The following is a 24,558-nucleotide window of genomic DNA, read 5'->3' as shown; positions in this document are numbered from 1 at the left end:
CCCCACGGCTGCCCGCGATCCGCGCCCCCACGCATGACGGGCGGAGCCGGGGGAACAGGTGTGGCATGCCGTTGTGCCTGGTCACAGGGGCGACCGGCTATATCGGCGGGCGGCTGGCCCCCGAGCTGCTGGCCGCCGGTCATGACGTGCGGTGCATGGTGCGTTCGGCCGGGCGGCTGCGCGACCTGCCGTGGGCGGCGCGTACGGAGGTGGTCGAGGCCGACGCCACGGACGCCGGGCGGACGCGGCGGGCGCTGGACGGGGTGGAGGTCGCGTACTACCTGATCCACACGATGGGGGCGAGTGGCCGGTTCGCCGAGCGGGACCGCCTGGCGGCGCGGACGTTCGCGGCGGCGGCGGCCGAGGCGGGGGTGCGGCGGATCGTCTACCTGGGCGGTCCGGCCGCCGGCGAGGCGCTCTCGCCGCATCTGCGGTCGCGGGCCGAGGTGGGGGAGATCTTCCTGGGGGGCGCGGTGCCGGCGGTGGTCCTGCGCGCCGCGATGATCATCGGGTCGGGGTCGGCGTCGTTCGAGATGCTGCGCTACCTGACCGAGCGGCTGCCGGTGATGACGACACCGCGCTGGGTGCGGAGCCGCACCCAGCCGATCGCGGTACGGGACGTGCTGCGGTATCTGGTCGCGTGGGCGGAGGTGCCGGGGACGGTCAACCGGGGGTTCGACATAGGCGGGCCCGATGTCCTGACTTATGCCGACATGATGCAGGGGTACGCCGCCGTGGCCGGGCTGCCGCCCCGGCTGATCCTCCCGGTGCCGCTGCTCAGCCCCCGGCTGTCGAGCCTGTGGGTGGGGCTCGTCACGCCGGTCCCGGCGAGCATCGCCCGCCCGCTGGTGGAGTCGCTGCGCAACGAGGCCGTGTGCGGCGAGCACGACATCGCCCGCCACGTGCCCGACCCCGAGGGCGGCCTGGTCGGCTTCCGCCGGGCGGTGTCGCTGGCGCTGATGAAGATCAGGGAGGCCGACGTCGCCACGCGCTGGTCCTCGGCGTCCACGCCCGGCGCGCCCAGCGACCCGCTGCCCACCGACCCCGACTGGGCGGGAGGCAGCCTCTTCGTCGACGACCGCAGCCTGGCCGTGCCGTCGAGCCCGGAGGCGCTGTGGCAGGTGATCGAGGGCATCGGCGGCCGCAACGGCTGGTACTCGCTGCCGGTCGCCTGGAAGCTCAGGGGGCTGGCCGACCGGCTCGTCGGCGGCGTCGGGCTGCGGCGCGGCCGGCGCGATCCGGCGCGGCTGCGGGTGGGCGACACGATCGACTTCTGGCGGGTGGAGGAGGTGCTTCCCGGCCGGCTGCTGCGGCTGCGGGCCGAGATGCGGCTGCCCGGCCTGGCCTGGCTGGAGCTCGGCGTCACCCGCTCCGGCGGCCGGACGGTCTACACCCAGCGGGCGATCTTCCACCCGCACGGGCTGCTCGGCCACCTCTACTGGTGGGCGATCTCGCCCTTCCACGGCCTGATCTTCGGCCGGATGCCGGTCAACGTGGCCGCCGCGGCCCGGCGACGGGAACGGTCCCGGTCCTGAGGCCCGTACCGCCGTGGTGAGGGGCCGGGGAGCCCGGCGGCGCGGGTGCGCCGCCGGGCCCGTGTGCGGGCGCGGGCGGGGGCCACGACGAGTCCGCACGTCATCGGACGGTACGGGACGGGCGGGCGCGGGCGGATCAGCCCCGAGGGGGATGACGGGTCAGCCCGCGGGATGATCCGGCGGGACGCTAGCCGGGCTGCCGCCTGCGCCCGGCGCGGTAGCGGCGCACCTTGCCGATCGTCCACCAGGCGGCCAGCGCGAACAGCGCCAGCAGGACGATCACCAGCAGCGGCAGGAAGATCGCGACCAGGCTCATGCCGAGCGCGCCTGTGTCCTCGGCCACGCTCGCCACCGGCGCCCCGGCCCCGGCGGTGCCGGCGTTGACCACGGGCCTGGCCGCCGTCTTGAGCGCGTGCACGGCCAGCGCGACCACGATGCCGAGCAGCCAGGACGCCCACGGGTTCTCGGTCATCCAGGTGGAGCGGTCGAGCTCGGCGGCGGCGCTGGTGGCGCTGAAGACGACGCCGCCGGACGCGGGCCGTACGACGGTCTGGATCAGGTCGTTGACGGTGTCGACGGCGGGCACCTTGTCCAGCACCATCTCCGCCGCCAGCAGCACGGCGATGATCGCCAGGACGCCCCAGTGGGACAGCCACGCGTAGCCGTCGGGCAGCCGCACCCGGTCGGTCAGGTTGGCCAGCACGCCCACGACGAGCAGCGGGATGTAGGCGTTGAGCCCGGCGGCGGTGGACAGGCCGAGCCCGGTCAGTGCGGCGAGCATGCCCCTAGTCTGCCCGGGCGGCCTCGTCCATGAGGCGCCCGAGCCCGTGAGCGGTGAACTCGGCCACGGCGCGCTCGTACTTCTCCATGCCCCACGACCAGAAGTCGAAGTCGATCGTGTCGTTGGCGCCGTCCTGGATGGAGGCCCACAGGGTCCAGCCGTACTTGGCCATCAGGCCGAGCAGCCGGGCGCGGGCGATCTTGTGGCGCAGGCGGCGGCCGTAGTAGGCGGTGACGAGCTCGTCGAGCTGGTCGAGCGACAGGTCCGACTCGCTCCACACGTTGCCCAGCTCGAAGCAGGCGTCGTTGTTGCCGGCGTACTCGTAGTCGATGAGCCACAGCCGCCGGCCGTCGTCGATGATGTTGCCCGGCAACAGGTCGTTGTTACACGGAACAGTGCCTTCTGCCCTTATTTCCAGACATTTACGGAGTTGCTCAACAACGGGCATGAACTCCAGGTACCGGTCCGGCAGCCGGAACCCCCGCTCCCGCACGATCTCCAGATAGCGCCGCTGCACGTCGAACATGTCGAAGTCGCGCACGAACCGGGGCCCCGCGTGCAGCCGCCGGCACGCCTCGGCCACCCGCGGCAGGTTGGCCGAGTCGCGCACGTCGTCCTGCGTGAACGTGCGCCCCGGGATGAACCCCACCACCAGCACCCCCTCGCCCGGCAGGTAGGCGTGCACCGGCGCGCCCACGCCCGCCCGCGCGGCGGCGATCGAGGAGGCGTGCTCGGCGTCGCGGTCGATGGCCAGCAGCGACCCGTCGCTGGCCCACACCCGCACCACGTACGCCCCGCCGGGGGTGGTGACCTTGTAGTTGTGGTTGGTCAGGCCGCCGGGCAGCTCCTCCACGGAGCGCGGCACGCCGGCCAGCAGGGGGATGCGGTCGAGGATCTCGAGCACGGCCATGGTCGATGCTAGCTCCGCCCCGCTAAACGGTCTAGACCTTTTACGGCCCGCCGGTTAGCCTCGCGGGCATGAGCGACTCGGCGCGCATCGTGATCATCGGGGGCGGCGTCGGCGGCGCCTCCGTCGCCTACCACCTCACCAAGCTCGGCGAGCGGGACGTCGTCCTGCTGGAGCGCGACGAGCTCACCAGCGGCTCGACCTTCCACTCGGCGGGCCTGGTCGGCCAGCTCCGCGCCGATCCGACGCTCACCCGGATGAACCAGTACTCCGTCGAGCTCTACCGCACCCTCGACGCCGGGTGGACGGAGTGCGGCGGCATCAAGCTCGCCTCCACCCCGGAGCGGATGGCCGAGATCCGCCGCCAGATCGGCTGGGCCCGCACGTTCGGCCTGCCGCTTGAGGAGATCTCCGTCGCCGAGGCGGCCGAGCTGTTCCCGCTGATGAGCACCGAGGGCGTCGTCGGCGCCGCCTACCTGCCGACCGACGGCCAGATCGACCCGTCACGGCTGTGCTACGCGCTGGCGGCCGGGGCCAGGGAGGGCGGCGCGCGGATCCGCACCAAGGTCCGGGTCCTCGGCCTGGACGTCGAGCGCGGCCGGGTCACGCGGGTGCGCACCGACCAGGGCGACATCGACTGCGAGGTGGTCGTCAACTGCGGCGGCATGTTCGCCGCCGAGATCGGCCGGATGGCCGGGGTGCGGGTCCCGATCGTGCCGATGTCGCACCAGTACGTGGTCACCGACGGCTTCCACGAGCACGCCGGGCTGCCCACGCTGCGCGACCCCGACCTGCTCGTCTACTACCGGCAGGAGGTCGGCGGGCTCGTCATGGGCGGCTACGAGCGCACCTGCGCGCCGTGGACGGCGGGGGAGTCGTCCTACGACGCGATCCCGGCCGGCTTCAACGGGCGGCTGCTGGCGGAGGACTGGCCGAGGTTCGAGGAGATCTCGGAGAACTCCCGCGTCCGCGTGCCCGCGATGGCCGACGTCGGCATCCGCAAGCTCATCAACGGCCCGGAGGCGTTCACCCCGGACAACGAGTTCTGCCTGGGCGAGACCGAGGTCGGCGGCTTCTACGTGGCCGCCGGGTTCTGCGCCCACGGCATCGCCGGCGCGGGCGGCATCGGCAGGGTGATGGCCGAGTGGATCGTCGACGGCGAGCCCGGCATGGACGTCTGGCACATGGACGTCCGCCGCTTCGGCGCCCACTACCGCTCCCCGTCCTACACGCTGGCCCGCGCGGTGGAGAACTACGAGACCTACTACGACATCCGCTACCCCGGCGACGAGCGCGCGGCGGGCCGCCCGCTGCGCACCTCGCCCGCCTACGGCTGGCACGCCGCCCACGGCGCGGTCTTCGGCGAGAAGGCCGGCTGGGAGCGGGTCAACTACTACACGTCCAACGAGCCCGCGGGCGACGGCGTCCGGCCGCGCGGCTGGGCGGGCCGCAACTGGTCGCCCGCCGTCGCCGCCGAGCACCACGCCACCCGCACCACGGCCGGGCTGTTCGACGAGAGCTCGTTCGCCAAGATCGAGGTCACCGGCCCCGACGCCGCATCGCTGCTCGAGTGGGTGTGCGCCAACCGCGTCGCCCGCCGGGTCGGCGATGTCACCTACACCCAGGCGCTCAACCGGCGCGGCGGCATCGAGTGCGACTTCACCGTTACCCGGCGCGGCGAGCGGGAGTTCCTGGTCGTCACCGGCACCGCGTTCGGCTCCCACGACCTCGGCTGGCTGCGCAAGCAGGCCCGGCTGCGCGGCGCCGACGTCCGGATCGCCGACGTGACCGGCAGCCGCGCCTGCTTCGCGCTGTGGGGGCCGCGCGCCCGCGACATCCTCGCCACGCTCACGCCCGATCCGCTGGACTTCCCGTTCATGACCGCGCGCGAGCTGACCGTGGGCGACGTGCCGGTGCTGGCGCTGCGGGTGACGTTCGTCGGCGAGTTCGGCTGGGAGCTCTACTGCTCCACCGAGTACGGGCTCGGGCTGTGGCGGACGCTGTGGCGGGCGGGTGAGCCGTACGGGCTGGTGGCGGGCGGCTACCGGGCCATCGACAGCCTGCGCCTGGAGAAGGGCTACCGGGTGTGGGGCGCCGACATCGGGCCGGAGACCACGCCGTACGAGGCCGGGCTGGGCTTCTGCGTCAAGCTCGACAAGGACTTCCTCGGCCGCGACGCGCTCGACCCCGACCCGCCGCGCCGGCTGCGCCGCCTGGCGCTCGCAGACCCGCGCGCCGTGGCGCTCGGCAACGAGCCGGTCCGCCTCGACGGCCGCGTCGTGGCCCGGGTGACCTCCGGCGGCTACGGCCACACCGCCGGGCAGTCGATCGCCTACGCCTACCTGGAGAAGGACGCGGACGACGCTTCCGGGGTGGAGGTCGAGGTGGAGGGCGCCTGGGTGCCCGCGACCGTCGTCACGTGACGCCGCTGCGCACCGAGATCCGCACCCGGTCGGGCCTGAACAGGTCGCGGGCGTGCTCGACGGGGGCGCCGTCGGCCGCGTAGGCGGTCCGCTCGACGCGCATCAGCGGCGCCCCGGGCTCGATGCCCAGCTCGGCCGCCTCGGCGGGCCCGGCGATGACCGGGTCCAGGTGCTCCAGCGCGGTGCGGGGCGCCAGGCCGTACCCGTCGGCCAGCAGCGCGTACAGCGACCCGGTCAGGTCCTGGGCGAGGAAGCCGGGCAGGGCGGGGAAGAAGGAGCGTTCGAGCGCCAGCGGCGAGCGCCCGGCCGAGCGCACCCGCGCCACCTCGTGCACCGGCGAGCCGGGCTCGACGCGCAGCGCGGCGGCCACGGCGGCGGGAGCGGGCACGGTGGCGGCCGTCAGGATGCGCGCCTCGGCCCGCAGGTGCGCGCGCCGCACCTGCTCGGTGAACCCGGTCAGGCCGGTCAGGTCGCGTTCGATGCGCGGCTCGGCGACGAACGCGCCGCCGGTCCGGCCCGGCACCCTGACCAGCACCCCGTCGCGCTCCAGCGTGGCCAGCGCCTGGCGCAGCGTCATCCGGCTCACGCCGAGCCGGCCCGCCAGCTCGCGCTCGCCGGGCAGCCTGTCGCCCGGCGCCATGTCGCCGCCGGCGATCGAGTCGAGCAGCCAGCGCTCGATCTGCACGTGCGCGGGAACCCCGGTGCCGCGTTCCAACTCGGGAGGATTCCCGACCATTCGGGCATCGTAGCCGGTCACCGGGACAGCCCGGCCAACCGCTCCACCGCCTCCGCGAACTCGTACACCATCGCGTAGACCACCTCGCGGGCCGGCCGCACCCGGTCGAGCTGGCCGACGACCTGGCCGACGAAGTAGGTGGCCAGCTCCACCGCGCCGGGCTCGCCGCGCTCGGCCGCCGCGCCGATCCGCGCCATCGCCCGCTCGGCCACCAGCATCTGCAGCGGCATCCCGAGCGGCCCCGGGCTGTCCTCGCCGGAGTCCCAGGCGTCGGTCCAGGCCGAGCGGAGCTGCCGGGCGGGCTTGCCGGTGCGCGAGCGCGAGCGGACCGTGTCGAGCGAGGAGGCGGCCAGCAGCTTGCGCCGGACGGCGGGGGACGTCTCGGCCTCCTCCGTCGTCAGCCAGACCGACCCGCACCACACGCCCTGCGCGCCGAGCGCCATCGCCGCCGCCATCTGCCGGCCGGAGGCGATCCCGCCCGCCGCGAGCACCGGGACCGGCGCGACCGCGTCCGCCACCTGCGGCACCAGCACCATCGTGGAGATCTCGCCGGTGTGCCCGCCCGCCTCGGCGCCCTGCGCGACGACGATGTCCACGCCAGCCGCCACCTGCCTGCGCGCGTGCTCCACGGTGCCGACCAGGGCCGCCACCGGCACGCCCGCCTCCCGCGCCCGCGCCACCAGCTCCGGCGGCGGCGGCCCGAGCGCGCTGGCGATCAGCCCGATCGGATGCCCGAGTGCCACCTCGGCCAGCCCGGCCGCGCCCGCCGCCGTCACCCGCCTGCCGAACTCGTCCGCGCCGTCGCCGTCCCGCTCCGGGCCCGCCTGCACGCCGTGCCTGGCCAGCAGGCGCGCGACGAAATCACGGTGCCGCTCGGGGATCGCCCGCGCCACGCTGCCCGCGTGCCCGGCCGCGTCGACCCGGCCGGGCACGAGCACGTCCACCCCGTACGGCCGGCCGCCCACCTGCCGGTCGATCCAGGTCAGCTCGGCGTCGAGCCGCTCGGGGGTGTACGCGATCGCGCCCAGCACGCCGAACCCGCCCGCGTTGGTGACCGCGGCCACCACGTCACGGCAGTGGCTGAAGGCGAACAGCGGGAACTCGATGCCCAGAAGCCGGGTGATGGCGGTCCGCATGCACCGACGCTAACCGCCAGAAGGATGTTCGGTCCAGGGTCAGTCGACCGCCAGCGCCACCGCTGGATCGTGCCAACCGTGCTCCGGGTCGTAACGCCGCACCAGCCGCGCCGGCACCCCCGCCACCACGCTGTGGTCGGGGAACTCGCCGCGCACCACCGCGCCGCCCGCCACCACGCACTGGCGGCCCAGCCGGGTGCCCGGCAGGATGATCGCCCCCGCGCCCAGCCACGAGCCCGAGCCGATCGACACCGGGCTGTTGCGCGGCCACTGCCTGCCGATCGGCACGTCCGGGTCGTCGTAGACGTGGTTCTGGTCCGTGACGTACACGTACGGGCCGGTGAAGACGTCGTCGCCGATGTCGATCGACTGGTGGGCCACGATGTGCGTGCCCCGCCCGATCGAGCAGGACCCGCCGATCCGCAGGATCGAGCCGGGGCCCAGATCCACGCCCGGCCACATGCCGCACGAGATCGACACCCGCTCGCCGATCAGCGTGTGGTCGCCGATCTCGATCCAGCGCTCCCCGAAGATCGCGCCCGGCGGGAAGGCGATCTTCGCGCCCTCGCCCAGACGGCGGAACCCGTGACCCGCGGGCGTCTCGGGCGTGATGGCACCCGCGTCGCGGATCGCGGCGTAGGCCCGGTGGATCAGCGTGCCGAACGCCCGCCGTACAAGTGACATAGGGACCAAAGTTACCGCTAGGTCATCCTGTTCGGGCATGTCGGGGGCGTTGTTTGATATCCTGAGAGCCCGTGGACACATCGGCCACACCTCGAGCCACGGGAGCCTCCTTGCGCAGCGCATCGCAAACCAAGCATCTGTTCGTCACCGGCGGTGTCGCCTCCAGTCTCGGCAAGGGCCTCACCGCCTCCAGCCTGGGCCGTCTGCTCAAGGGCCGCGGGCTCCGGGTCACCATGCAGAAGCTCGACCCGTACCTCAACGTCGACCCCGGCACCATGAACCCGTTCCAGCACGGCGAGGTCTTCGTCACCGACGACGGCGCCGAGACCGACCTCGACGTCGGCCACTACGAGCGCTTCCTCGACACCGACCTGCACGGCTCGGCCAACGTCACCACCGGCCAGGTCTACTCCAACGTCATCGCCAAGGAGCGGCGCGGCGAATACCTCGGCGACACCGTCCAGGTCATCCCGCACATCACCAACGAGATCAAGGACCGCATCCGGGGCATGGCCGGCCCCGACGTCGACGTGGTCATCACCGAGGTGGGCGGCACCGTCGGCGACATCGAGTCGCTGCCGTTCCTGGAGGCCGTCCGCCAGATCCGCCACGAGGTCGGCCGCGACAACGTGTTCTTCCTGCACGTGTCGCTGCTGCCCTACATCGGCCCGTCCGGCGAGCTCAAGACCAAGCCGACCCAGCACAGCGTCGCCGCGCTGCGCAGCATCGGCATCCAGCCCGACGCGATCGTGCTGCGCTCCGACCGGCCCGTGCAGACCGCCATCAAGCGCAAGATCAGCCTCATGTGCGACGTCGACGAGGACGCCGTCGTCAGCGCCGTCGACGCCGCCTCCATCTACGACATCCCCAAGGTGCTGCACTCCGAGGGCCTCGACGCGTACGTGGTGCGCCGCCTCGGCCTGCCCTTCCGCGACGTCGACTGGAAGGAGTGGGAGCAGCTCCTGCGCCGCGTGCACCGCCCGGCCAAGGAGGTCACGATCGCCCTCGTCGGCAAGTACATCGACCTGCCCGACGCCTACCTGTCGGTCACCGAGGCGCTGCGCGCCGGCGGCTTCGCCTGCGACGCCCGCGTCAACATCCGCTGGGTCAAGAGCGACGACTGCGAGACCCCCGAGGGCGCCGAGCGCGAGCTCGACGGCGCCGACGGCGTGCTGATCCCCGGCGGGTTCGGCGTGCGCGGCATCGAAGGCAAGATCGGCGCCATCCGCCACGCCCGCGAGAACAAGATCCCGCTGCTCGGCATCTGCCTCGGCATGCAGGGCATGGTCATCGAGGCCGCCCGCAACATGGCCGGCATCACCGACGCCAACTCCGCCGAGTTCGACCCCGACACCAAGCACCCGGTCATCTCCACCATGGCCGACCAGGAGGACGTCGTCGCCGGCGAGCGCGACATGGGCGGCACCATGCGCCTGGGCAGCTACACCGCCAAGCTCGGCGAGGGCACGCTGGCCCGCCAGCTCTACGGCGGCCGGGCCAAGGCCGACGAGCGCCACCGCCACAGGTACGAGGTCAACAACGCCTACCGCGACAAGCTGGAGAGCGTCGGCCTGGTCTTCTCCGGCCTGTCGCCCGACGGCCGCCTGGTCGAGTACACCGAGCTGCCCGCCGACACGCACCCGTTCTTCATCGGCACCCAGGCCCACCCCGAGTTCCGCTCCCGGCCCACCCGCGCCAACCCGATGTTCAAGGGCCTCGTCAACGCGGCGCTCGCCTACGCCGACAGCCGCGTGAGCGCGAAGGCGGCCAAGTGAGGATCCAGGACACGCCCGAGCGCTGGGACGTTCTCGAAACCAAAAAGCGCTTCTCGGGACACGTCATCGAGGTCGTCACCGACACCGTCCGGATGCCCGGCGACGACCACGCCGACCGCGACTACGTCGTCCATCCGGGCTCCGTCGCGGTCCTCGCCCTGGACGAGCAGAACCGCGTCCTGCTCCTGCGCCAGTACCGCCACCCGACCCGCCATCTGCTCTGGGAGCTGCCCGCCGGGATCCGCGACGTGCCCGGCGAACCCCTGGTCGAAGGGGCCGCCCGCGAGCTCGCCGAGGAGGCCGGCTACCGGGCCGCCACCTGGCACACGCTCGTCGACCTCTACTCCTCGCCCGGCATGTCCGACGAGCGCATCCGCGTCTTCCTCGCCCGCGACCTCACCAAGATCCCGGACGAGGAGAACGGGTTCGTGCACCGCCACGAGGAGATCGGCATGCCGGTCGAATGGGTGCCCCTCACCGACGCCGTCGAGAAGGCCCTGATGGGAATGATCCACAATTCCCCGGCCGTGGCCGGTATCCTCGCCGCATACACGGCTTCGGTTGAGGGGTTCGGCCTGTTGCGCCCCGCCGACGCGCCCGAGGCCTGACGACCGGAAGGACCATCGTGGAGGCGGTGCTCTCCAGCTACCTCGCCCATTTGGCGGTGGAGCGGGGCCTGGCTGCCAACACGCTCGCCTCCTACCGTCGCGACCTGCGCCGCTACCTGGAACACCTGCGCGCCCGCGGCCGCCTCCGCCTCGACGAGGTGGGGGAGGCCGACGTGCGCGCCTTCCTCGCCGCCCTGCGCGAGGGCGACGGCGACCACCCGGCGCTCGTGGCCAGCTCGGCCGCGCGCGCCGTCTCCGCCGTGCGCGGCCTGCACCGCTTCGCCCTGCGCGAAGGCGTCACCGCCCACGACCCCGCCGACCAGGTACGGCCGCCGCGCCAGCTCCGCCGCCTGCCCAAGGCCATCGCCGTCGACGAGGTCGAACGCCTCATCGCCGCCTCCGGCCCCGACGGCGCCCCCCTCACCCTGCGCAACCGCGCCCTGCTCGAAGTCCTGTACGGCACCGGCGCCCGCATCTCCGAAGCCGTCGGCCTGGCGGTCGACGATCTGGAGGACGACCAGGTACGGCTGCGCGGCAAGGGCGGCCGCACCCGCATCGTCCCCCTCGGCCGCTACGCCCGCGCCGCCCTCGACGCCTACGTCGTGCGCGCCAGGCCCGGCCTGCTCGCCCACGGCCGCGGCACCTCCGCCGTGTTCCTCAACGCCAGAGGCGGCCGGCTGACCCGCCAGGGCGCCTGGGAGGTGCTCCAGGCCGCCGCCGTGCGCGCCGGCCTCGCCGGGATCTCACCCCACGTGCTGCGCCACTCCTTCGCCACCCACCTGCTCGACGGCGGCGCCGACGTCCGGGTCGTCCAGGAGCTGCTCGGCCACGCCTCCGTCACCACCACCCAGGTCTACACGCTCGTCACCGTCGACAAACTTCGCGAGGTCTACGCGGCGGCGCATCCACGGGCCCGCCAGTGATCTATAGTCTTTTGGGTCGTGCGGCACATCGGCGTGCCGCCTTGCCGCGTTAAGTGGTGACGCCATAGTGTCCGTCCGGACGGTCCGGTTCGGGATCGTCAGGGAGGTTCGAGCTGGTGACTGTGAAGACCAACGGTTCGGCCCCGGGGACCCCCGACAACCCCTGGGGAGACACGAAGACCAACGCGCCCTCCACGGGCGTCAACCTGGGCCCGACCCAGCGCCCCCGGCCGGTGTTCCCCGAGCCCGCGCCGCGCGACGTCCACGGCCCGGCCCGCGTGGTCGCCATGGTCAACCAGAAGGGCGGGGTCGGCAAGACCACCACCACCATCAACCTCGGCGCCGCCCTCGTCGAATACGGCCTCAAGGTGCTGCTCGTCGACTTCGACCCGCAGGGCGCCCTGTCCGTCGGCCTCGGCATCAACCCGCTCCAGCTCGACCTCACGGTCTACAACCTGCTGATGGAGCGCAACGTCACCGCCGAGGACGTGCTGCTGGAGACCGGCGTCGAGGGCCTCGACCTGCTGCCCAGCAACATCGACCTGTCCGCGGCCGAGGTCCAGCTCGTCACCGAGGTCGCCCGCGAGCAGGTGCTCGGCCGCGTCATCAAGCCGCTGCTGCCGCACTACGACGTCTGCCTCATCGACTGCCAGCCGTCGCTCGGCCTGCTCACCATCAACGCGCTCACCTGCGCCCAGGGCGTCATGGTGCCGCTGGAGTGCGAGTTCTTCGCGCTGCGCGGCGTCGCCCTGCTCATGGACACCATCACCAAGGTCCAGGAGCGGCTCAACGAGGACCTCGAGATCGAGGGCCTGCTCGCCACCATGTACGACGCCCGTACCCTCCACGGCCGCGAGGTGCTCGCCCGCGTCGTCGAGGCGTTCGGCGACAAGGTGTTCCACACCGTGATCAACCGTACGGTGCGCTTCCCCGACGCCACCGTCGCCGGCGAGCCCATCACCACCTTCGACCCCTCGTCCCTGGGCGCCAACGCCTACCGTGAGCTGGCGCGCGAGGTGCTCTCGCGCTGGCCCGCGGCTGCGACAATGGCCAGGTGACCGAGCAGCAGCAGGGATTCCAGGTCCACCTGGACGTCTTCGAAGGCCCCTTCGATCTGCTCCTCGGCCTGATCGCCAAGCACAAGCTCGACATCACCGAGGTCTCGCTGTCCCAGGTGACCGACGAGTTCATCGCCTACATCCGGTCCCGCGGCCCCGAATGGGACCTCGACCAGACCAGCCACTTCCTGCTCGTCGCCGCCACGCTGCTCGACCTGAAAGCCGCCCGGCTGCTGCCCTCCGGCGAGGTCGAGGACGAGGAGGACCTCGCCCTGCTGGAGGCCCGCGACCTGCTGTTCGCCCGCCTCCTGCAGTACAAGGCGTACAAGGAGGTGGCCAAGGTCTTCGCCGGGCGCATGGCCGACGAGGCGCTCCGCTTCCCCCGCACCGTCCCCCTGGAGCCCCAGTTCGCCAACCTGCTGCCCGAGCTCATCCTCGGCATCGGGCCCGAACAGCTCGCCCGCATCGCCGCCAAGGCCTTCACCCCGAAGCTGCCGCCCACCGTCAGCGTCGGCCACATCTACCAACCACTCGCCAGCGTCCGCGAACAAGCCGCTATCCTGGTCGAGCGGCTGCGCCGCATGCGCAGAGCCACCTTCAGGGCCCTGGTCGCCGACTGCGAGGGCACCTTCGAGGTCATCGCCCGCTTCCTCGCCGTCCTGGAGCTCTTCCGGGAGTCGGCGGTCACCTTCGACCAGCTCGAACCGCTCGGCGACCTGCACGTCACCTGGACGGGCGCCGACGACGGCGACGTCTCGGTGGGGGACGACTACGAGGAGAGCGCGGAGAAAGCAGCAGATGACTGACCACCCCCAGGCCCCTCGCGGCGCCGACCGCATCCCCGCCTGGATGACCCTCCCCGGCGCCCTGACCGACCCCCAACCGGAGCCTCCAGACGCCGGCACGGCGGGCAACGAGACGGTGGAGCCCGGCGCGGCGGTGTCCCCGGACGAGGTGGCTGACCTTCTTCCGGAGGCGGACGACGTGCCGCCCCTTCCCGGCGCCGGGACGGCGGAGCCCGGCGCGGCGCGTGCGGTGGGGGAGGCGGCTCAGGGGTCCGGGGAAGGGCCCGGGCTCAAGGCGGCGCTGGAGGCCATCCTGCTCGTCGTCGACGAGCCGGTGGCCGAGGTGACGCTGGCGCAGGTGCTGGAGAGGCCCACGCACGAGGTGGCGGCGGCGCTGCGGGAGCTGGCCGAGGAATACACTGCCGCCGGGCGGGGTTTCGATCTGAGAGAGGTCGCGGGCGGCTGGCGTTACTACACGCGCGCCGACTGCGCCGGGCTGGTCGAGCGGTTCGTACGCGACGGCCAGCAGACGCGGCTGACCCAGGCCGCGCTGGAGACTCTCGCGGTCGTGGCCTACCGGCAACCGGTGAGCCGCGCCCGTGTCGCCGCCGTACGCGGCGTCAACAGCGACGGCGTCATGCGGACGCTCGTCGCGAGAGGGCTGGTCGAAGAGGCCGGCACCGACCCGGAGAGCCAAGCGGTGCTCTACCGGACAAGCTCATACTTCCTTGAACGTCTGGGACTGCGGGACATCAGCGAGCTCCCCGAGCTCGCGCCCTTCCTCCCCGACGACGTGGAAAACCTCGAGGAGACGACAAAGTGATCAACAGGCGAAGCACCCCGTCCGGTGAGGGACGCGGTCGAGGACGCGCGGGCGGCTCCGGCCGCGGCGGGCGTCCCGCCTTCCGCTCGGACGACAGCCGCGGCGGACGCCGCGACGACTTCCGTGGCGGTTCCCATCGAGATGGCGAACGCGGCGGCCCCCGCCGCGACGACACCCGCGGCGACGCGCGCCGCGACGACTTCCGCGCCTCCCGCCGAGGCGAGCGCGGCGGCTTCCGCGACGACCGCGGCGGCCGTGACGACCGCGCCGGTTCGCGCGGCGGCGGCGGCTTCCAGGACCGCTCCGGTTCGCGGAGCGGCGGCTATCAGGACCGCGCGGGCTCGCGCGGTGGCGGGTTCCAGGACCGCGCGGGTTCGCGCGGTGGTGGGTTCCGGGACGGTTCCCGTGGCGGGGACTCGCGGGGCCGTGACGACCGGGCCGGCTACCAGGGGGACCGGCGCGCCGGGGCCCCGAGCGGGCGCGGTGACCGTGACAGGTTCCGCGACGGTGAGGGTTTCCGCGGCGACCGGCGCGGGTCCCGCGACGAGCGGGGCGGGTTCCGTTCCGAGGGCCGGGGCACGGCTGAGCGCGGGTTCAGGGACGAGAGCGCCCGTGACGGGCTGCGCGCCGACCGTGGCGGCTCCCGCGCCCGCTACGGCCGCCCCGCCACCCGAGACGCCCGCGAGCGTACGGGCTTCAGCGGCGGCGACCGGAACGAAGGCCGTGACCGCTTCGAGAGCCGTGACAGGTTCGAGAGCCGTGACCGTGCCGAGGGCCGCGACAGGTTCGAGGGCCGCGACCGCTACCAGGGTGGCGACCGCTCTGACGGGCGTGACCGCTACCAGGGCGGTGACCGGTATGCCGGGCGTGACCGGTACGAGGGGCGTGAGGGCGCCGGGCGCGGCTCCGGGGAGACCCGGGGGCCGCGCGAGGAGCGTGGCGGGTTCCGGGCCGATCGGAGCGGGCGCAGGGACGACGCGGCGCGCGGCGGATCGCGGGGCCGGTTCGGCCGGCGTGACGACTCCGGGCGCGGCGGGCGTACCTCCGGGCGTGACGGCGTGCAGACCATCGGCGGCGCGCGCCGCGACGGCGGGAGGCGCGACGGCGGGTTCGGCGGCCCCGGCGGCTCAGGCGGCGGCCGGGGCGAGGGCGGGCCGGCGCGTGACCGGTTCAAGACGGCGCGGCAGCCCATGCGCGACCGTGACTTCTTCCCCGACGGCTACACCGACGAGCGTGACACCACCGAGGTGCCGGACGGCGTACGGCTGCAGAAGGTGCTCGCCCAGGCGGGCGTCGCCAGCCGCAGGGCCTGCGAGGAGATGATCGGCGACGGCCGGGTCACCGTGAACGGCCAGGTGGTGCGCAGGTTCGGGGCCAAGGTGGACCCGGCCACGCAGGTGATCCACGTCGACGGCAAGCGCATCCCGACGGCCCCCGACCTGGTCTACTACGCGCTGAACAAGCCGATCGGCGTCGTGTCGACGATGGACGACCCGCAGGGCCGGCCGTGCCTGGCCGACTTCGTGGAGGAGCTGGCGCCGAGGCTGTTCCACGTGGGCAGGCTCGACACCGAGACCGAGGGCCTGCTGCTGCTCACGAACGACGGCGAGCTGGCCAACCGGCTGACGCATCCCAGCTACGGGGTGCAGAAGAAGTACTGGGCGAAGGTGCCCGGGCCGATCCCGCGTGACCTGGGCCGCAGGCTCAAGCAGGGGATCGAGCTGGAGGACGGCCTGGCCAGGGCCGACAGTTTCGCGATCGTGCAGGAGCACGGCCAGCAGGCGCTGGTCGAGGTGGTGCTGCACGAGGGCCGCAAGCACGTGGTGCGCCGCATGCTGGAGGAGGCGGGCCACCGGGTGATCGATCTGGCGCGGATCGAGTTCGGGCCGGTCAAGCTGGGGCGGACGAAGCCGGGCACCGTCAGGGCGCTGTCCCTGAAGGAGGTCGGCGAGCTTTACGCGGCCGTGAAGCTGTAATCTGGCCGCGACGCAGGAGCCCGTGCGACCCTCCGCACGGGCTCTCCCGCTTATCGAAGGGGCGAAGCGCATGGTGCGGGCGATCCGCGGGGCGATCCAGGTGGATGCCAACGACCGTGGCTCGATCATCGAGGCCACGACCGAGTTGGTCACCCAGATCATGGAGCGTAACGAGCTCACCACGGATGACGTGATCAGCGTGCTGTTCACGGCGACGCCCGACCTGACCGCGGAGTTCCCCGCGCTGGCGGCGCGCAAGCTGGGCTTCCACGAGGTGCCGCTGATCTGCACCACGGAGATCGACGTGCCGGGCGCGCTGCCGCGGGTGGTGCGGCTGATGGCGCACGTCGAGACCGACCGGCCGCGCTCGGCCGTCCAGCACGTCTACCTGCGGGGCGCGGTCGCGCTCCGGCAGGACATCGCTCAATAGGATCCCGGGACGACGACATGGCCACCGAACTGCGCACCGTGCTGGTTGTGGGCACCGGTCTCATCGGCACCTCGCTGGCGCTGGCGCTGCGGCGCAAGGACGTGCGGGTGCTGCTCGCCGACCGCGATCCGGGCGCCGTGCGACTGGCCCGGGAGCTGGGCGCGGGCGAGGAGTGGCAGCCCGGGGGCCAGGATGACGGGCCGGCGGCGGATCTCGCGGTGATCGCGGTGCCGCCGGGCCAGGTGGCGACCGAGCTGCTGGAGCTGCAGAAGCGCGGCGTGGCCCGCTTCTACACCGACGTGGCCAGCGTCAAGGCGGAGCCGATCGAGCAGGCGGCGCGGCTGGGCTGCGACCTGGCGGCCTACGTGGCCTCGCACCCGCTGGCCGGGCGCGAGCGGTCGGGGCCGGGGGCGGCGCGCGCCGACCTGTTCCTGGGCCGTCCGTGGGCCTACTGTCCCACCGGCGAGGCGTCGGGCGAGGCGGTCGCGGCGGTGCTGCGGCTGATCGAGCTGTGCGGCGCCAACCCGGTCGAGGTGGACGCCGCCGACCATGACCGGGCGGTGGCGGTCGTCTCGCACGCGCCGCACGTGGCCGCCTCGGCGGTGGCCGCCCGGCTGGCCGACGCCTCCGACGTGGCGCTCGGGCTGGCGGGGCAGGGCGTGCGTGACGTGACGCGGATCGCGGGCGGCGATCCCGGGCTGTGGCTGGGCATCCTGTCGGGCAACGCGGCCCCGGTGGCCGAGGTGCTGGAGGCGGTCTCGCGTGACCTGGCCGACGCCGCGTCGGCGCTGCGCGCGCTGGCCGGGGGTGACGGCACGGCGGGCGGCGAGGTGACCCAGCTGCTCAAGCGCGGCGTGGCCGGTCACGGCCGCATCCCGGGCAAGCACGGCGGCCCGGCGCCGGCGTACGTGGTGGTCCAGGTCGTCATCGGCGACCGTCCGGGCCAGCTGGCCCGGCTCTTCCAGGTGTGCGACGAGGTCGGCGTCAACGTCGAGGACGTCCGACTGGAGCACGCGCCCGGCCTGCCGCTGGGTGTGGCCGAGCTGTCGGTGCAGCCCGATTCGGCGGCCCGGCTGAGCCAGGCGCTGGTCGAGCGCGGCTGGCAGGTGCCCTAGATCGCCGAAGGGCCCCGGTGGACGTCCACCGGGACCCTCCGAAGCGCCGACGGGTCAGCGCTGGGTGACCGCCTGGCTCACGGCGTTGGGGCCGTCGTACTGGCGGTCGGGCATGGCTTCCAGCGCCTTCAGCGTGGCCTGGTCGGCCCCCTGGCGGCGGGCGGCGGCGATCAGGTCGGCCTTGGTGGCCGGGTAGTCGACGCCCTTGAGGTGCTTCTGGAGCTGGATCGGATTCGATGCAGTAGTCATGGCTCTTTGTTACCCGACTGTCACGATTTGTAACCATTGCCCAGAAGGCGACGGGCGCGTTCCACCTCGGGCGGCAGCTCCCGGCGCTGCGCCAGGGCCCGCCGCAGCCGGGGGAGCGCCGTACGCAGGCCGTGCCAGCCGCGCGGGCCGCGGCGTACGGCGTCGAGCGAGAGCAGCGCCACCACGCGCCAGGGGCGGCGCAGGACGGCGGTGAGGACGGCGTTGCGCACGGCCAGCGACTGGCGGCCGGCCGGGTCGCGGGGCGGCGCGGGGTGGTGGTGGGCCACCACGTCGTCGACGTAGGCCAGCCCCCAGCCGCGCGCGGCCAGGTCCACCGCCAGGCGCTCCTCCTCCCCGAAGAAGAAGACGACGTCGTCGAACCCGCCCGCCTCCAGGAAGGCATCCCTGCGCACCACCGCCCCGCAGGCCAGGAAGCCCAGGACGCTCGGTCCCGGCAGGTCGGCGTCGACGCCGAGCGGGGAGTCGCGCATCAGCTCGCTGACCGGGTCGAGCCGTTCCCCGGGGCCCACCAGCACCCGCGCGCCGAGCAGGGCCAGCCGCGGATGGGCGTCGAACAGGTCGGCGGCCCGTTCCAGCGCGCCTCCGGCCCACCAGGAGTCGTCGTCGGCGAAGGCCACGTCCGGCGTCTCGGCCAGCTTGACGCCGATGTTCCTGGCGGGCGCGCCGAGGTTGCGGCCCGCCTCGACCACGCGCACGTGCGGGAAGTGGCGCCGGACGAAGCCGGGAGTGCCGTCGGTGGAGCCGTTGTCGACGAGGATCACCGGCCCCGGATGGCGGGGGAGCGAGCGTTGCAGCGCGCGCAGCCGGTTCATCGTGGCCACGACGACCGTCACCCGGCTGGAGTTGTCCGTCACACGGCCTCACCTTTCCGGTGAGGACCGGCTTACTCGCGTTGACGCCGGGCGGCGGGTGCGATAGAAAGACGGTAACAGTGTTACCGTGCAGAAACGGTGTTACCAGTGACCGTGTACCAGCAGGCCCAGCGCGAAGGCCAGGACGTCGTCCGGGCCGCCATCCTCGACACCGCGACCCACCTCCTGGTGACCGAGGGCCCCGCCGCGCTGACCGTGCGCCGGATCTCCGGCGAGGCGGGCTGCTCCACGAAAGTGATCTACACGCTCTTCGGCGGCAAGGACGGCCTCGCCGAGGCGCTCTGGCTGGAGGGGTTCGCCCGGTTCGAGCAGCGGCTGCTCTCGGTGCCCGGCGACGGGCCCCTGGAGCGCCTGCAGGTCGGGATCACCGCCTACCGGGCGTACGCGCTGGACCAGCCCGACTACTACCGGGCCATGTTCATGGGCGCGCTGTCCCGGTTCGAGCCCGGCGCCGACGCGGCACACGCGGCGCGCCGGACCTTCGACCTGCTCGTGACCTGGGTCCAGCAGTGCCTCGACACCGGCCTGCTGCGCGGTCCCGCCGCCGTGGAGATCTCCGACGTGCTCTGGATGGCCATGCACGGCGCCGTGAGCCTGGAGATCTCCGGTTACTTCGAGCCGGAGGAGGCCGAGGCGCGTTACCGGCTCCTCTGCGCCTCGGTGCTCCACCCCTTCCTGACCCACGACGAGAGGACCACCTGATGGACACCCCGTACCGGGGCGGATTCACGCCCGCGACCGAGGAGATCACCGCCTACGACCTGCCGGTCACCGGCCGGATCCCGGCCGAGCTCAACGGCCGCTACCTGCGCAACGGGCCCAACCCGCTCGGCCTCGACGACCCCGGCGCCTCCCACCTGTTCCTCGGCGCGGGCATGGTGCACGGCGTGCGGCTGCGCGACGGCCGCGCCGAGTGGTACCGCAACCGGTGGGTCCGCAGCGTCGACGTCGCCGGGCGGCTCGGCGAGCAGCCCAGGTCCGCGCTGTCGCACGCCGGCCTGGACTTCTCGCCCAACACCCACGTGATCGGCGTGGCCGGGCGCACGTACGCGACGATGGAGGCCGGCACGCTGCCGTACGAGCTGGACTACGAGCTCGAGACGCTCGGCCCGGTCGACTTCGACGGCGGCCTGCCCGGCGGTTACGCCGCCCACACCCACCTCGACCCGGTCACCGGCGAGCTCCACGCGGTCGCGTACTCCGTCAACTGGGACCACAACCAGCACATCGTGCTCGACGCCAAGGGCACGGTGATCCACACGCGCGACATCCAGCTCGCCGACAAGCCGATGATGCACGACTTCGCGCTCACCGCCCGCTACGTCGTCCTGTACGACCTGCCGGTGACGTTCAGCATGGCCCACGCCGAGCAGGGCGCGCCGATGCCGTACGCGTGGAACGACGACCACCCCTCCCGCGTCGGCCTGATGTCGCGCGCGACCGGCGAGATCCGCTGGGTGGAGATCGAGCCGTGCTGGGTCTTCCACACCCTCAACGCCTACGACGACGGCGACCAGGTCGTCGTCGACGTGGTCAGCTACCCCAAGCGGTTCGTCGACGCCCGCCTCGACCGCGGCGGCGAGCCGACGCTCGACCGGTGGCGGATCGACCCGGCGTCCGGCCGGGTGAGCCGGACCCGGCTGGACGAGCGGGCCCAGGAGTTCCCCCGCATGGACGAGCGGCGCACCGGCCTGCCCTACCGCTACGGCTACACCGCCGCCACCCACGACCTGACGGACGTCCTCTACCCCGGCGACGCCGAGATGGAGGACCTGCCCGACGAGGCGTTCGACAACACGCTCGTCAAGCACGACCTCAGGAGCGGCACCCAGGAGCGGCGGCAGTTCGGCCGCGGCGCGTACGTGGGCGAGCCGGTGTTCGTCGCCGCCGGCGAGGCCGAGGACGACGGGTACGTGCTCTCCTACGTCAACAACCCCGACCGGGGCGCCGCCGACCTGGTGATCCTCCCGGCGCAGGACTTCACCGGCGAACCCGTCGCCGTCGTCCACCTGCCCGCCCGGGTGCCGCTCGGCTTCCACGGGAGCTGGGTCGCCGACTGACGGGAGGCGGTAGCCTCTTCAGGTTGGGTAAAGAAGCTGAAGAGGGAGAGTCGTGACCGGTCTGGTCGTCGCCATGGACGGCCCTTCGGGGTCGGGCAAGTCGAGCGCGTCGCGCGGAGTCGCCCGCGCGCTGGGTCTGCGCTACCTGGACACCGGCGCCCAATACCGGGCCATGACCTGGTGGATGCTCAAGCAGGGCGTCGACCTCACCGACCCGGAGGCCGTCGCGGCGCGCTGCGGCGAGGCCGAGATCGTCTCCGGCACCGACCCCGACGCCCCGTCCATCCACGTCGGCGGCACGGACGTGTCCGGGCCGATCCGCGAGGACGAGGTGACCGGCGCGGTGTCCGCCGTGGCGGCGGTCCCCGAGGTGCGCGCCCGGCTGGTCGCGCTCCAGCGGGAGATCATCGGCGCCGGGGGCATCGTGGTCGAGGGCCGCGACATCGGCACCGTCGTCGCTCCCGCCGCCCCCGTCAAGATCTTCCTGACGGCCAGCCCCGAGGCCCGCGCCCTGCGGCGCTCCGCGGAGCTGACCGGCACCACGGCCGAGGCGCAGGTCGCGGCCCTGGCCAGGCGTGACACCCTGGACTCGACACGCAAGACGGATCCACTCTCGATGGCGGCTGGCGCCGTCGAGCTCGACACCACCGCGCTCAACCTCGAGGAGGTCATCGCGGAGGTGCTGAGACTGGTCAAGGAGCGCACCTGAGGGTGCGGGACTCATAAGGACGAACACTGTGTCAACGGGGGATTGGGTCGAGGCAGACCTCGACGATCTCGAAGTATCCGACGAGCAGGCCGACAGCGGCCCGCTCCCGGTCGTGGCCATCGTCGGCCGCCCCAACGTGGGCAAGTCGACGCTGGTCAACCGGGTCATCGGCCGCCGTGAGGCGGTCGTCGAAGACGTGCCGGGCGTGACCCGCGACCGCGTCACCTACGAGGCCAACTGGCGTGGCCGCCGCTTCACCGTCGTCGACACCGGCGGCTGGGACCCCGACGCCACCGGCATGAACCTGCGCATCGCCGAGCAGGCGCAGGTCGCCGTCGAGCTGGCCGACGTCATCGTGTTCGTGGTCGACGCGAGCGTGGGCGCCACCGACGCCGACGAGATCGTCGGCTCGGTGCTGCGGCAGTCCGGCAAACCGGTCATCCTGGCCGCCAACAAGGTCGACAACCAGCAGCTCGAGCTGGAGGCCGCGGCCCTGTGGTCGCTCGGCCTGGGCGAGCCCCACCCGGTCTCCGCCCTGCACGGCCGCTCCAGCGGCGACCTGCTCGACGTCGTGCTCGACGCGCTCCCCGAGACGCCCGCCGTCACGTTCGGCGAGCAGCGCGGCCCCTACCGGGTGGCGCTGCTCGGCAAGCCCAACGTCGGCAAGTCCTCGCTGCTCAACAAGCTCGCGGGCGAGGAGCGGGTGCTCGTCGACCCGATGGCCGGCACCACCCGCGACCCGGTCGACGAGCTGATCGAGCTCGGCGGGCGCACCTGGCGCTTCGTCGACACCGCCGGCATCCGGCGGCGCGACCGCGAGCTGCAGGGCGCCGACTTCTACGCCGCCATGCGCACCAGGGCGGCGCTGGAGCGCTCGGAGGTGGCGATCGTGCTCATCGACGCCAGCGAGCCGCTCACCGAGCAGGACCTGCGCATCATCACCCTGGTCATCGAGTCCGGCCGCGCCATGGTCGTCGCCTTCAACAAGTGGGACCTGGTCGACGAGGACCGCCGCTACTACCTGGAGAAGGAGATCGACCGCCAGCTCGTCCGCACCCCGTGGGCGCTGCGCGTCAACATCTCCGCCAAGACCGGCCGCCACATGGACCGGCTCGTCCCGGCCCTGGAGAAGGCGCTCGACTCCTGGTCCACGCGGGTGCCCACGTCCAGGCTGAACGCGTTCCTCACCGAGCTGATCCAGCAGACGCCGCCCCCCGTGCGCGGCGGCAAGCAGCCGAAGATCCTGTTCGCCACCCAGGCGTCCATCGAGCCGCCCAAGTTCGTGCTGTTCACCTCGGGCTGGCTGGAGGACACCTACCGCCGCTTCATCGAGCGGCGCATCCGCGAGGAGTTCGGCTTCGCCGGATCGCCCATCGAGGTCACGATGAAGATCCGCGAGAAGCGCCCGAAGAAGGACCGCTGATACGATGCGGGACAACGCGTAGACGGAGACGAGTAACCGGGGCCCGCGCGGGCCGAGAGAGCCGCCGGGCGCTGTGAAGGCGGCCCCGCGCCCCCCGGTGAAGACACTCCCGAGTGCGAGGAGGAAATGCCTCGCCGGTCTGACCCCCGTCATCGGGTCCTGGAGGCCGCCCCTCGCGGGCGGTGAAAGTGCGGTGGCACCGGGAGCTCCCTTCTCCCCCGCACTCCCAAGGGGTCACGCATATCCGCGAGGAGTTGTGATGATCTCTCGTGTCCTGTCCGCCGAGCTCGCCGAGTTCGCCGGACGACGAGTGACGATCGCCGGCTGGGTCCATCGCCGCCGGCAACTGAAATCCGTGTCCTTCCTCATCGTCAGGGACCGAGCCGGGCTCGCCCAGGCGGTCTTCCACGACGCCGCCCTGCCCGGCGAGGAGAGCGTCGTCGAGGTCACCGGCACCGTGACGGCCGGCGAGCAGGCGCCAGGCGGCGTCGAACTCACCGAGGCCCAGGTGCGCGTGCTGACCGAGCCGGTTCAGGCGCCGCCGTTCGACCTCTACCGGCCGTCGATCCCCGCCGCGCTGCCGACGGTGCTCGACCACGCCCCCGCCGCGCTGCGCCACCCGGCGCTGCGCGCGCCCCTGGAGATCTCCGCCGCGTCCGTCGCCGGGTTCCGCGGCACGCTCGACCGGCTCGGCTTCACCGAGGTCCACACGCCCAAGATCGTCGCCTCGGCCACCGAGTCCGGCGCGAACGTCTTCGGCATCGGCTACTTCGGCCGGCCCGCCTACCTCGCCCAGTCGCCCCAGTTCTACAAGCAGGCGATGGTCGGCGTGTTCGAGCGGGTCTACGAGGTGGGGCCGGTGTTCCGCGCCGAACCGCACGACACCGTCCGCCACCTCGCCCAGTACACCAGCCTGGACGCCGAGCTCGGCTTCGTGCGCGACCACCGCGACGTGATGGCGGTCCTGCGCGAAGCCCTGGCGGGCATGCTCGACTCCGTACGGGACCACGCCCCCGCCGCCGTCGCCACGCTCGGCGCCCGGCTGCCCGACGTGCCCCAGGAGATCCCCGCCATCCACTTCACCGAGGCGCAGCGCATGACCGGCGAGGACGAACCCGACCTGTCACCCGCCCAGGAACGGTGGCTGTCGGAATGGGCGCTCGCCGAGCACGGGTCCGAGTTCCTGTACGTGACCGGCTACCCGATGGCCAAACGACCCTTCTACACCCATCCCGACCCTGACCGGCCCGGCTACTCCAACGGCTTCGACCTGCTCTTCAGAGGGCTGGAACTGGTGACCGGAGGACAGCGGCTGCACCGGCACCAGGACTACCTGGACGCCCTCGCCGCCCGGGGTGAGGACACCGCCCCGTACGAGGGCTACCTCCAGGCGTTCGCGTACGGGATGCCGCCGCACGGAGGGTTCGCGATCGGGCTGGAACGCTGGACCGCCCGGCTCACCGGCGCCGCCAACATCCGGCAGGTCACCGCGTTCCCGCGCGACCTGCACCGCCTCACGCCGTGACCCC

23 protein-coding genes are annotated in these 24,558 nt (G+C 73.0%); 16 read left to right on the top strand and 7 right to left on the bottom strand.

Annotation, left to right across the window (positions count from 1 at the left end):
- Positions 1-65 precede the first annotated feature (65 nt).
- Positions 66-1,535 carry an SDR family oxidoreductase gene (locus ACWDXC_RS23135; RefSeq protein WP_449985214.1) on the top strand — a complete coding sequence of 490 codons (1,470 nt, stop codon included), beginning with the start codon at positions 66-68 and terminating at the stop codon, positions 1,533-1,535.
- 187 nt (positions 1,536-1,722) lie between these two features.
- Here ACWDXC_RS23135 and ACWDXC_RS23130 read toward each other — a convergent pair whose 3' ends face one another.
- Both ACWDXC_RS23130 and ACWDXC_RS23125 read right to left on the bottom strand, forming a co-directional pair.
- Positions 1,723-2,316 carry a DUF4126 domain-containing protein gene (locus ACWDXC_RS23130; protein ID WP_219502597.1) on the bottom strand — a complete coding sequence of 198 codons (594 nt, stop codon included), beginning with the start codon at positions 2,314-2,316 and terminating at the stop codon, positions 1,723-1,725.
- Positions 2,317-2,320: 4 nt separating this feature from the next.
- Entirely contained in the window at positions 2,321-3,226 is a 906-nt protein-coding gene (locus ACWDXC_RS23125; protein WP_449985210.1) for a choline/ethanolamine kinase family protein, read from the bottom strand.
- Positions 3,227-3,294: 68 nt separating this feature from the next.
- Between ACWDXC_RS23125 and ACWDXC_RS23120 the strand changes: the two genes are divergently transcribed.
- Complete coding sequence (locus ACWDXC_RS23120) at positions 3,295-5,646, top strand: GcvT family protein (RefSeq protein WP_449985208.1); 2,352 nt, start codon at positions 3,295-3,297, stop codon at positions 5,644-5,646.
- Here the strand turns inward: ACWDXC_RS23120 and ACWDXC_RS23115 are convergent.
- Genes ACWDXC_RS23115 through ACWDXC_RS23105 form a run of 3 tightly spaced genes read right to left on the bottom strand, consistent with a single transcriptional unit; the run spans position 5,639 to position 8,202 of the window.
- Positions 5,639-6,382, bottom strand: coding sequence for a GntR family transcriptional regulator (locus ACWDXC_RS23115; protein ID WP_449985205.1), 744 nt, complete (start codon positions 6,380-6,382; stop codon positions 5,639-5,641). The two genes, ACWDXC_RS23120 and ACWDXC_RS23115, sit on opposite strands and share 8 nt — an antisense overlap.
- Positions 6,383-6,399: 17 nt before the next feature.
- Complete coding sequence (locus ACWDXC_RS23110) at positions 6,400-7,518, bottom strand: NAD(P)H-dependent flavin oxidoreductase (protein ID WP_449985202.1); 1,119 nt, start codon at positions 7,516-7,518, stop codon at positions 6,400-6,402.
- Positions 7,519-7,557: 39 nt separating this feature from the next.
- The gene (locus ACWDXC_RS23105) at positions 7,558-8,202 is read right to left on the bottom strand and encodes an acyltransferase (protein WP_449985199.1); all 645 of its coding nucleotides are present in this window, start codon (positions 8,200-8,202) and stop codon (positions 7,558-7,560) included.
- 110 nt (positions 8,203-8,312) lie between these two features.
- On the opposite strand from ACWDXC_RS23105, the gene ACWDXC_RS23100 reads away from it, so the two are divergent.
- The 9 genes from ACWDXC_RS23100 to ACWDXC_RS23060 all read left to right on the top strand — a co-directional run bounded on the left by ACWDXC_RS23100 (position 8,313) and on the right by ACWDXC_RS23060 (position 17,695).
- Positions 8,313-9,977, top strand: coding sequence for a CTP synthase (locus ACWDXC_RS23100; protein WP_364172125.1), 1,665 nt, complete (start codon positions 8,313-8,315; stop codon positions 9,975-9,977).
- Positions 9,974-10,585 (top strand): NUDIX domain-containing protein, encoded by a 612-nt coding sequence (locus ACWDXC_RS23095; protein WP_449985196.1) that lies wholly within the window; start codon positions 9,974-9,976, stop codon positions 10,583-10,585. The genes ACWDXC_RS23100 and ACWDXC_RS23095 overlap by 4 nt, the downstream gene beginning before the upstream one ends.
- A 17-nt stretch (positions 10,586-10,602) precedes the next feature.
- Positions 10,603-11,508, top strand: a complete 906-nt coding sequence (locus tag ACWDXC_RS23090; RefSeq protein WP_449985193.1) for a site-specific tyrosine recombinase XerD — start codon at positions 10,603-10,605, stop codon at positions 11,506-11,508.
- A 116-nt stretch (positions 11,509-11,624) separates the two neighbouring features.
- The gene (locus ACWDXC_RS23085) at positions 11,625-12,566 is read left to right on the top strand and encodes a ParA family protein (protein WP_219502618.1); all 942 of its coding nucleotides are present in this window, start codon (positions 11,625-11,627) and stop codon (positions 12,564-12,566) included.
- Entirely contained in the window at positions 12,563-13,372 is an 810-nt protein-coding gene (locus ACWDXC_RS23080; protein WP_219502620.1) for a segregation and condensation protein A, read from the top strand. The genes ACWDXC_RS23085 and ACWDXC_RS23080 overlap by 4 nt, the downstream gene beginning before the upstream one ends.
- A gap of 229 nt (positions 13,373-13,601) precedes the next feature.
- Positions 13,602-14,174 (top strand): SMC-Scp complex subunit ScpB, encoded by a 573-nt coding sequence (scpB, locus tag ACWDXC_RS23075; RefSeq protein ID WP_219502713.1) that lies wholly within the window; start codon positions 13,602-13,604, stop codon positions 14,172-14,174.
- Complete coding sequence (locus tag ACWDXC_RS23070; RefSeq protein WP_449985189.1) at positions 14,171-16,150, top strand: pseudouridine synthase; 1,980 nt, start codon at positions 14,171-14,173, stop codon at positions 16,148-16,150. Before scpB ends, ACWDXC_RS23070 begins: the two co-directional genes overlap by 4 nt.
- A 70-nt stretch (positions 16,151-16,220) precedes the next feature.
- On the top strand, positions 16,221-16,580 hold the full coding sequence (gene aroH / locus ACWDXC_RS23065; protein WP_219502624.1) for a chorismate mutase: 360 nt from the start codon (positions 16,221-16,223) through the stop codon (positions 16,578-16,580).
- A gap of 17 nt (positions 16,581-16,597) precedes the next feature.
- Positions 16,598-17,695, top strand: a complete 1,098-nt coding sequence (locus ACWDXC_RS23060; RefSeq protein WP_364172116.1) for a prephenate dehydrogenase — start codon at positions 16,598-16,600, stop codon at positions 17,693-17,695.
- A gap of 54 nt (positions 17,696-17,749) precedes the next feature.
- Here ACWDXC_RS23060 and ACWDXC_RS23055 read toward each other — a convergent pair whose 3' ends face one another.
- A complete protein-coding gene (locus tag ACWDXC_RS23055; RefSeq protein WP_219502631.1) occupies positions 17,750-17,944 on the bottom strand; it encodes a DUF2795 domain-containing protein in 195 nt (64 codons plus the stop codon).
- A gap of 20 nt (positions 17,945-17,964) precedes the next feature.
- Complete coding sequence (locus ACWDXC_RS23050) at positions 17,965-18,777, bottom strand: glycosyltransferase family 2 protein (protein ID WP_449985806.1); 813 nt, start codon at positions 18,775-18,777, stop codon at positions 17,965-17,967.
- A 147-nt stretch (positions 18,778-18,924) separates the two neighbouring features.
- Here ACWDXC_RS23050 and ACWDXC_RS23045 point away from each other — a divergent pair, with 147 nt between their 5' ends.
- The 5 genes from ACWDXC_RS23045 to aspS all read left to right on the top strand — a co-directional run bounded on the left by ACWDXC_RS23045 (position 18,925) and on the right by aspS (position 24,554).
- Complete coding sequence (locus tag ACWDXC_RS23045) at positions 18,925-19,539, top strand: TetR/AcrR family transcriptional regulator (RefSeq protein WP_449985185.1); 615 nt, start codon at positions 18,925-18,927, stop codon at positions 19,537-19,539.
- Positions 19,539-20,897, top strand: a complete 1,359-nt coding sequence (locus tag ACWDXC_RS23040; RefSeq protein ID WP_219502641.1) for a carotenoid oxygenase family protein — start codon at positions 19,539-19,541, stop codon at positions 20,895-20,897. Before ACWDXC_RS23045 ends, ACWDXC_RS23040 begins: the two co-directional genes overlap by 1 nt.
- 52 nt (positions 20,898-20,949) lie before the next feature.
- Positions 20,950-21,606, top strand: a complete 657-nt coding sequence (gene cmk, locus ACWDXC_RS23035; RefSeq protein ID WP_449985182.1) for a (d)CMP kinase — start codon at positions 20,950-20,952, stop codon at positions 21,604-21,606.
- 28 nt (positions 21,607-21,634) lie between these two features.
- Positions 21,635-23,029: a ribosome biogenesis GTPase Der gene (gene der / locus ACWDXC_RS23030; protein ID WP_449985179.1), complete on the top strand. Its 1,395-nt coding sequence runs from the start codon at positions 21,635-21,637 to the stop codon at positions 23,027-23,029.
- Between the two features lie 259 nt (positions 23,030-23,288).
- On the top strand, positions 23,289-24,554 hold the full coding sequence (gene aspS, locus ACWDXC_RS23025; protein WP_449985177.1) for an aspartate--tRNA(Asn) ligase: 1,266 nt from the start codon (positions 23,289-23,291) through the stop codon (positions 24,552-24,554).
- The last annotated feature ends 4 nt before the right edge of the window (positions 24,555-24,558 follow it).

This window comes from Nonomuraea sp. NPDC003214 (genome assembly GCF_053590035.1).
This window is presented reverse-complemented; position numbering and strand designations above follow the sequence as displayed.

Excerpts from the sequence above, each read along its gene's own strand:
- ACWDXC_RS23135 (WP_449985214.1), top strand. The coding sequence starts at position 66 with ATGCCGTTGTGCCTGGTCACAGGGGCGACCGGCTATATCGGCGGGCGG.
- ACWDXC_RS23130 (WP_219502597.1), bottom strand. The coding sequence starts at position 2,316 with ATGCTCGCCGCACTGACCGGGCTCGGCCTGTCCACCGCCGCCGGGCTC.
- ACWDXC_RS23125 (WP_449985210.1), bottom strand. The coding sequence starts at position 3,226 with ATGGCCGTGCTCGAGATCCTCGACCGCATCCCCCTGCTGGCCGGCGTG.
- ACWDXC_RS23120 (WP_449985208.1), top strand. The coding sequence starts at position 3,295 with ATGAGCGACTCGGCGCGCATCGTGATCATCGGGGGCGGCGTCGGCGGC.
- ACWDXC_RS23115 (WP_449985205.1), bottom strand. The coding sequence starts at position 6,382 with ATGGTCGGGAATCCTCCCGAGTTGGAACGCGGCACCGGGGTTCCCGCG.
- ACWDXC_RS23110 (WP_449985202.1), bottom strand. The coding sequence starts at position 7,518 with ATGCGGACCGCCATCACCCGGCTTCTGGGCATCGAGTTCCCGCTGTTC.
- ACWDXC_RS23105 (WP_449985199.1), bottom strand. The coding sequence starts at position 8,202 with ATGTCACTTGTACGGCGGGCGTTCGGCACGCTGATCCACCGGGCCTAC.
- aroH (WP_219502624.1), top strand. The coding sequence starts at position 16,221 with ATGGTGCGGGCGATCCGCGGGGCGATCCAGGTGGATGCCAACGACCGT.
- ACWDXC_RS23060 (WP_364172116.1), top strand. The coding sequence starts at position 16,598 with ATGGCCACCGAACTGCGCACCGTGCTGGTTGTGGGCACCGGTCTCATC.
- ACWDXC_RS23055 (WP_219502631.1), bottom strand. The coding sequence starts at position 17,944 with ATGACTACTGCATCGAATCCGATCCAGCTCCAGAAGCACCTCAAGGGC.
- ACWDXC_RS23050 (WP_449985806.1), bottom strand. The coding sequence starts at position 18,777 with ATGAACCGGCTGCGCGCGCTGCAACGCTCGCTCCCCCGCCATCCGGGG.
- ACWDXC_RS23040 (WP_219502641.1), top strand. The coding sequence starts at position 19,539 with ATGGACACCCCGTACCGGGGCGGATTCACGCCCGCGACCGAGGAGATC.
- aspS (WP_449985177.1), top strand. The coding sequence starts at position 23,289 with ATGATCTCTCGTGTCCTGTCCGCCGAGCTCGCCGAGTTCGCCGGACGA.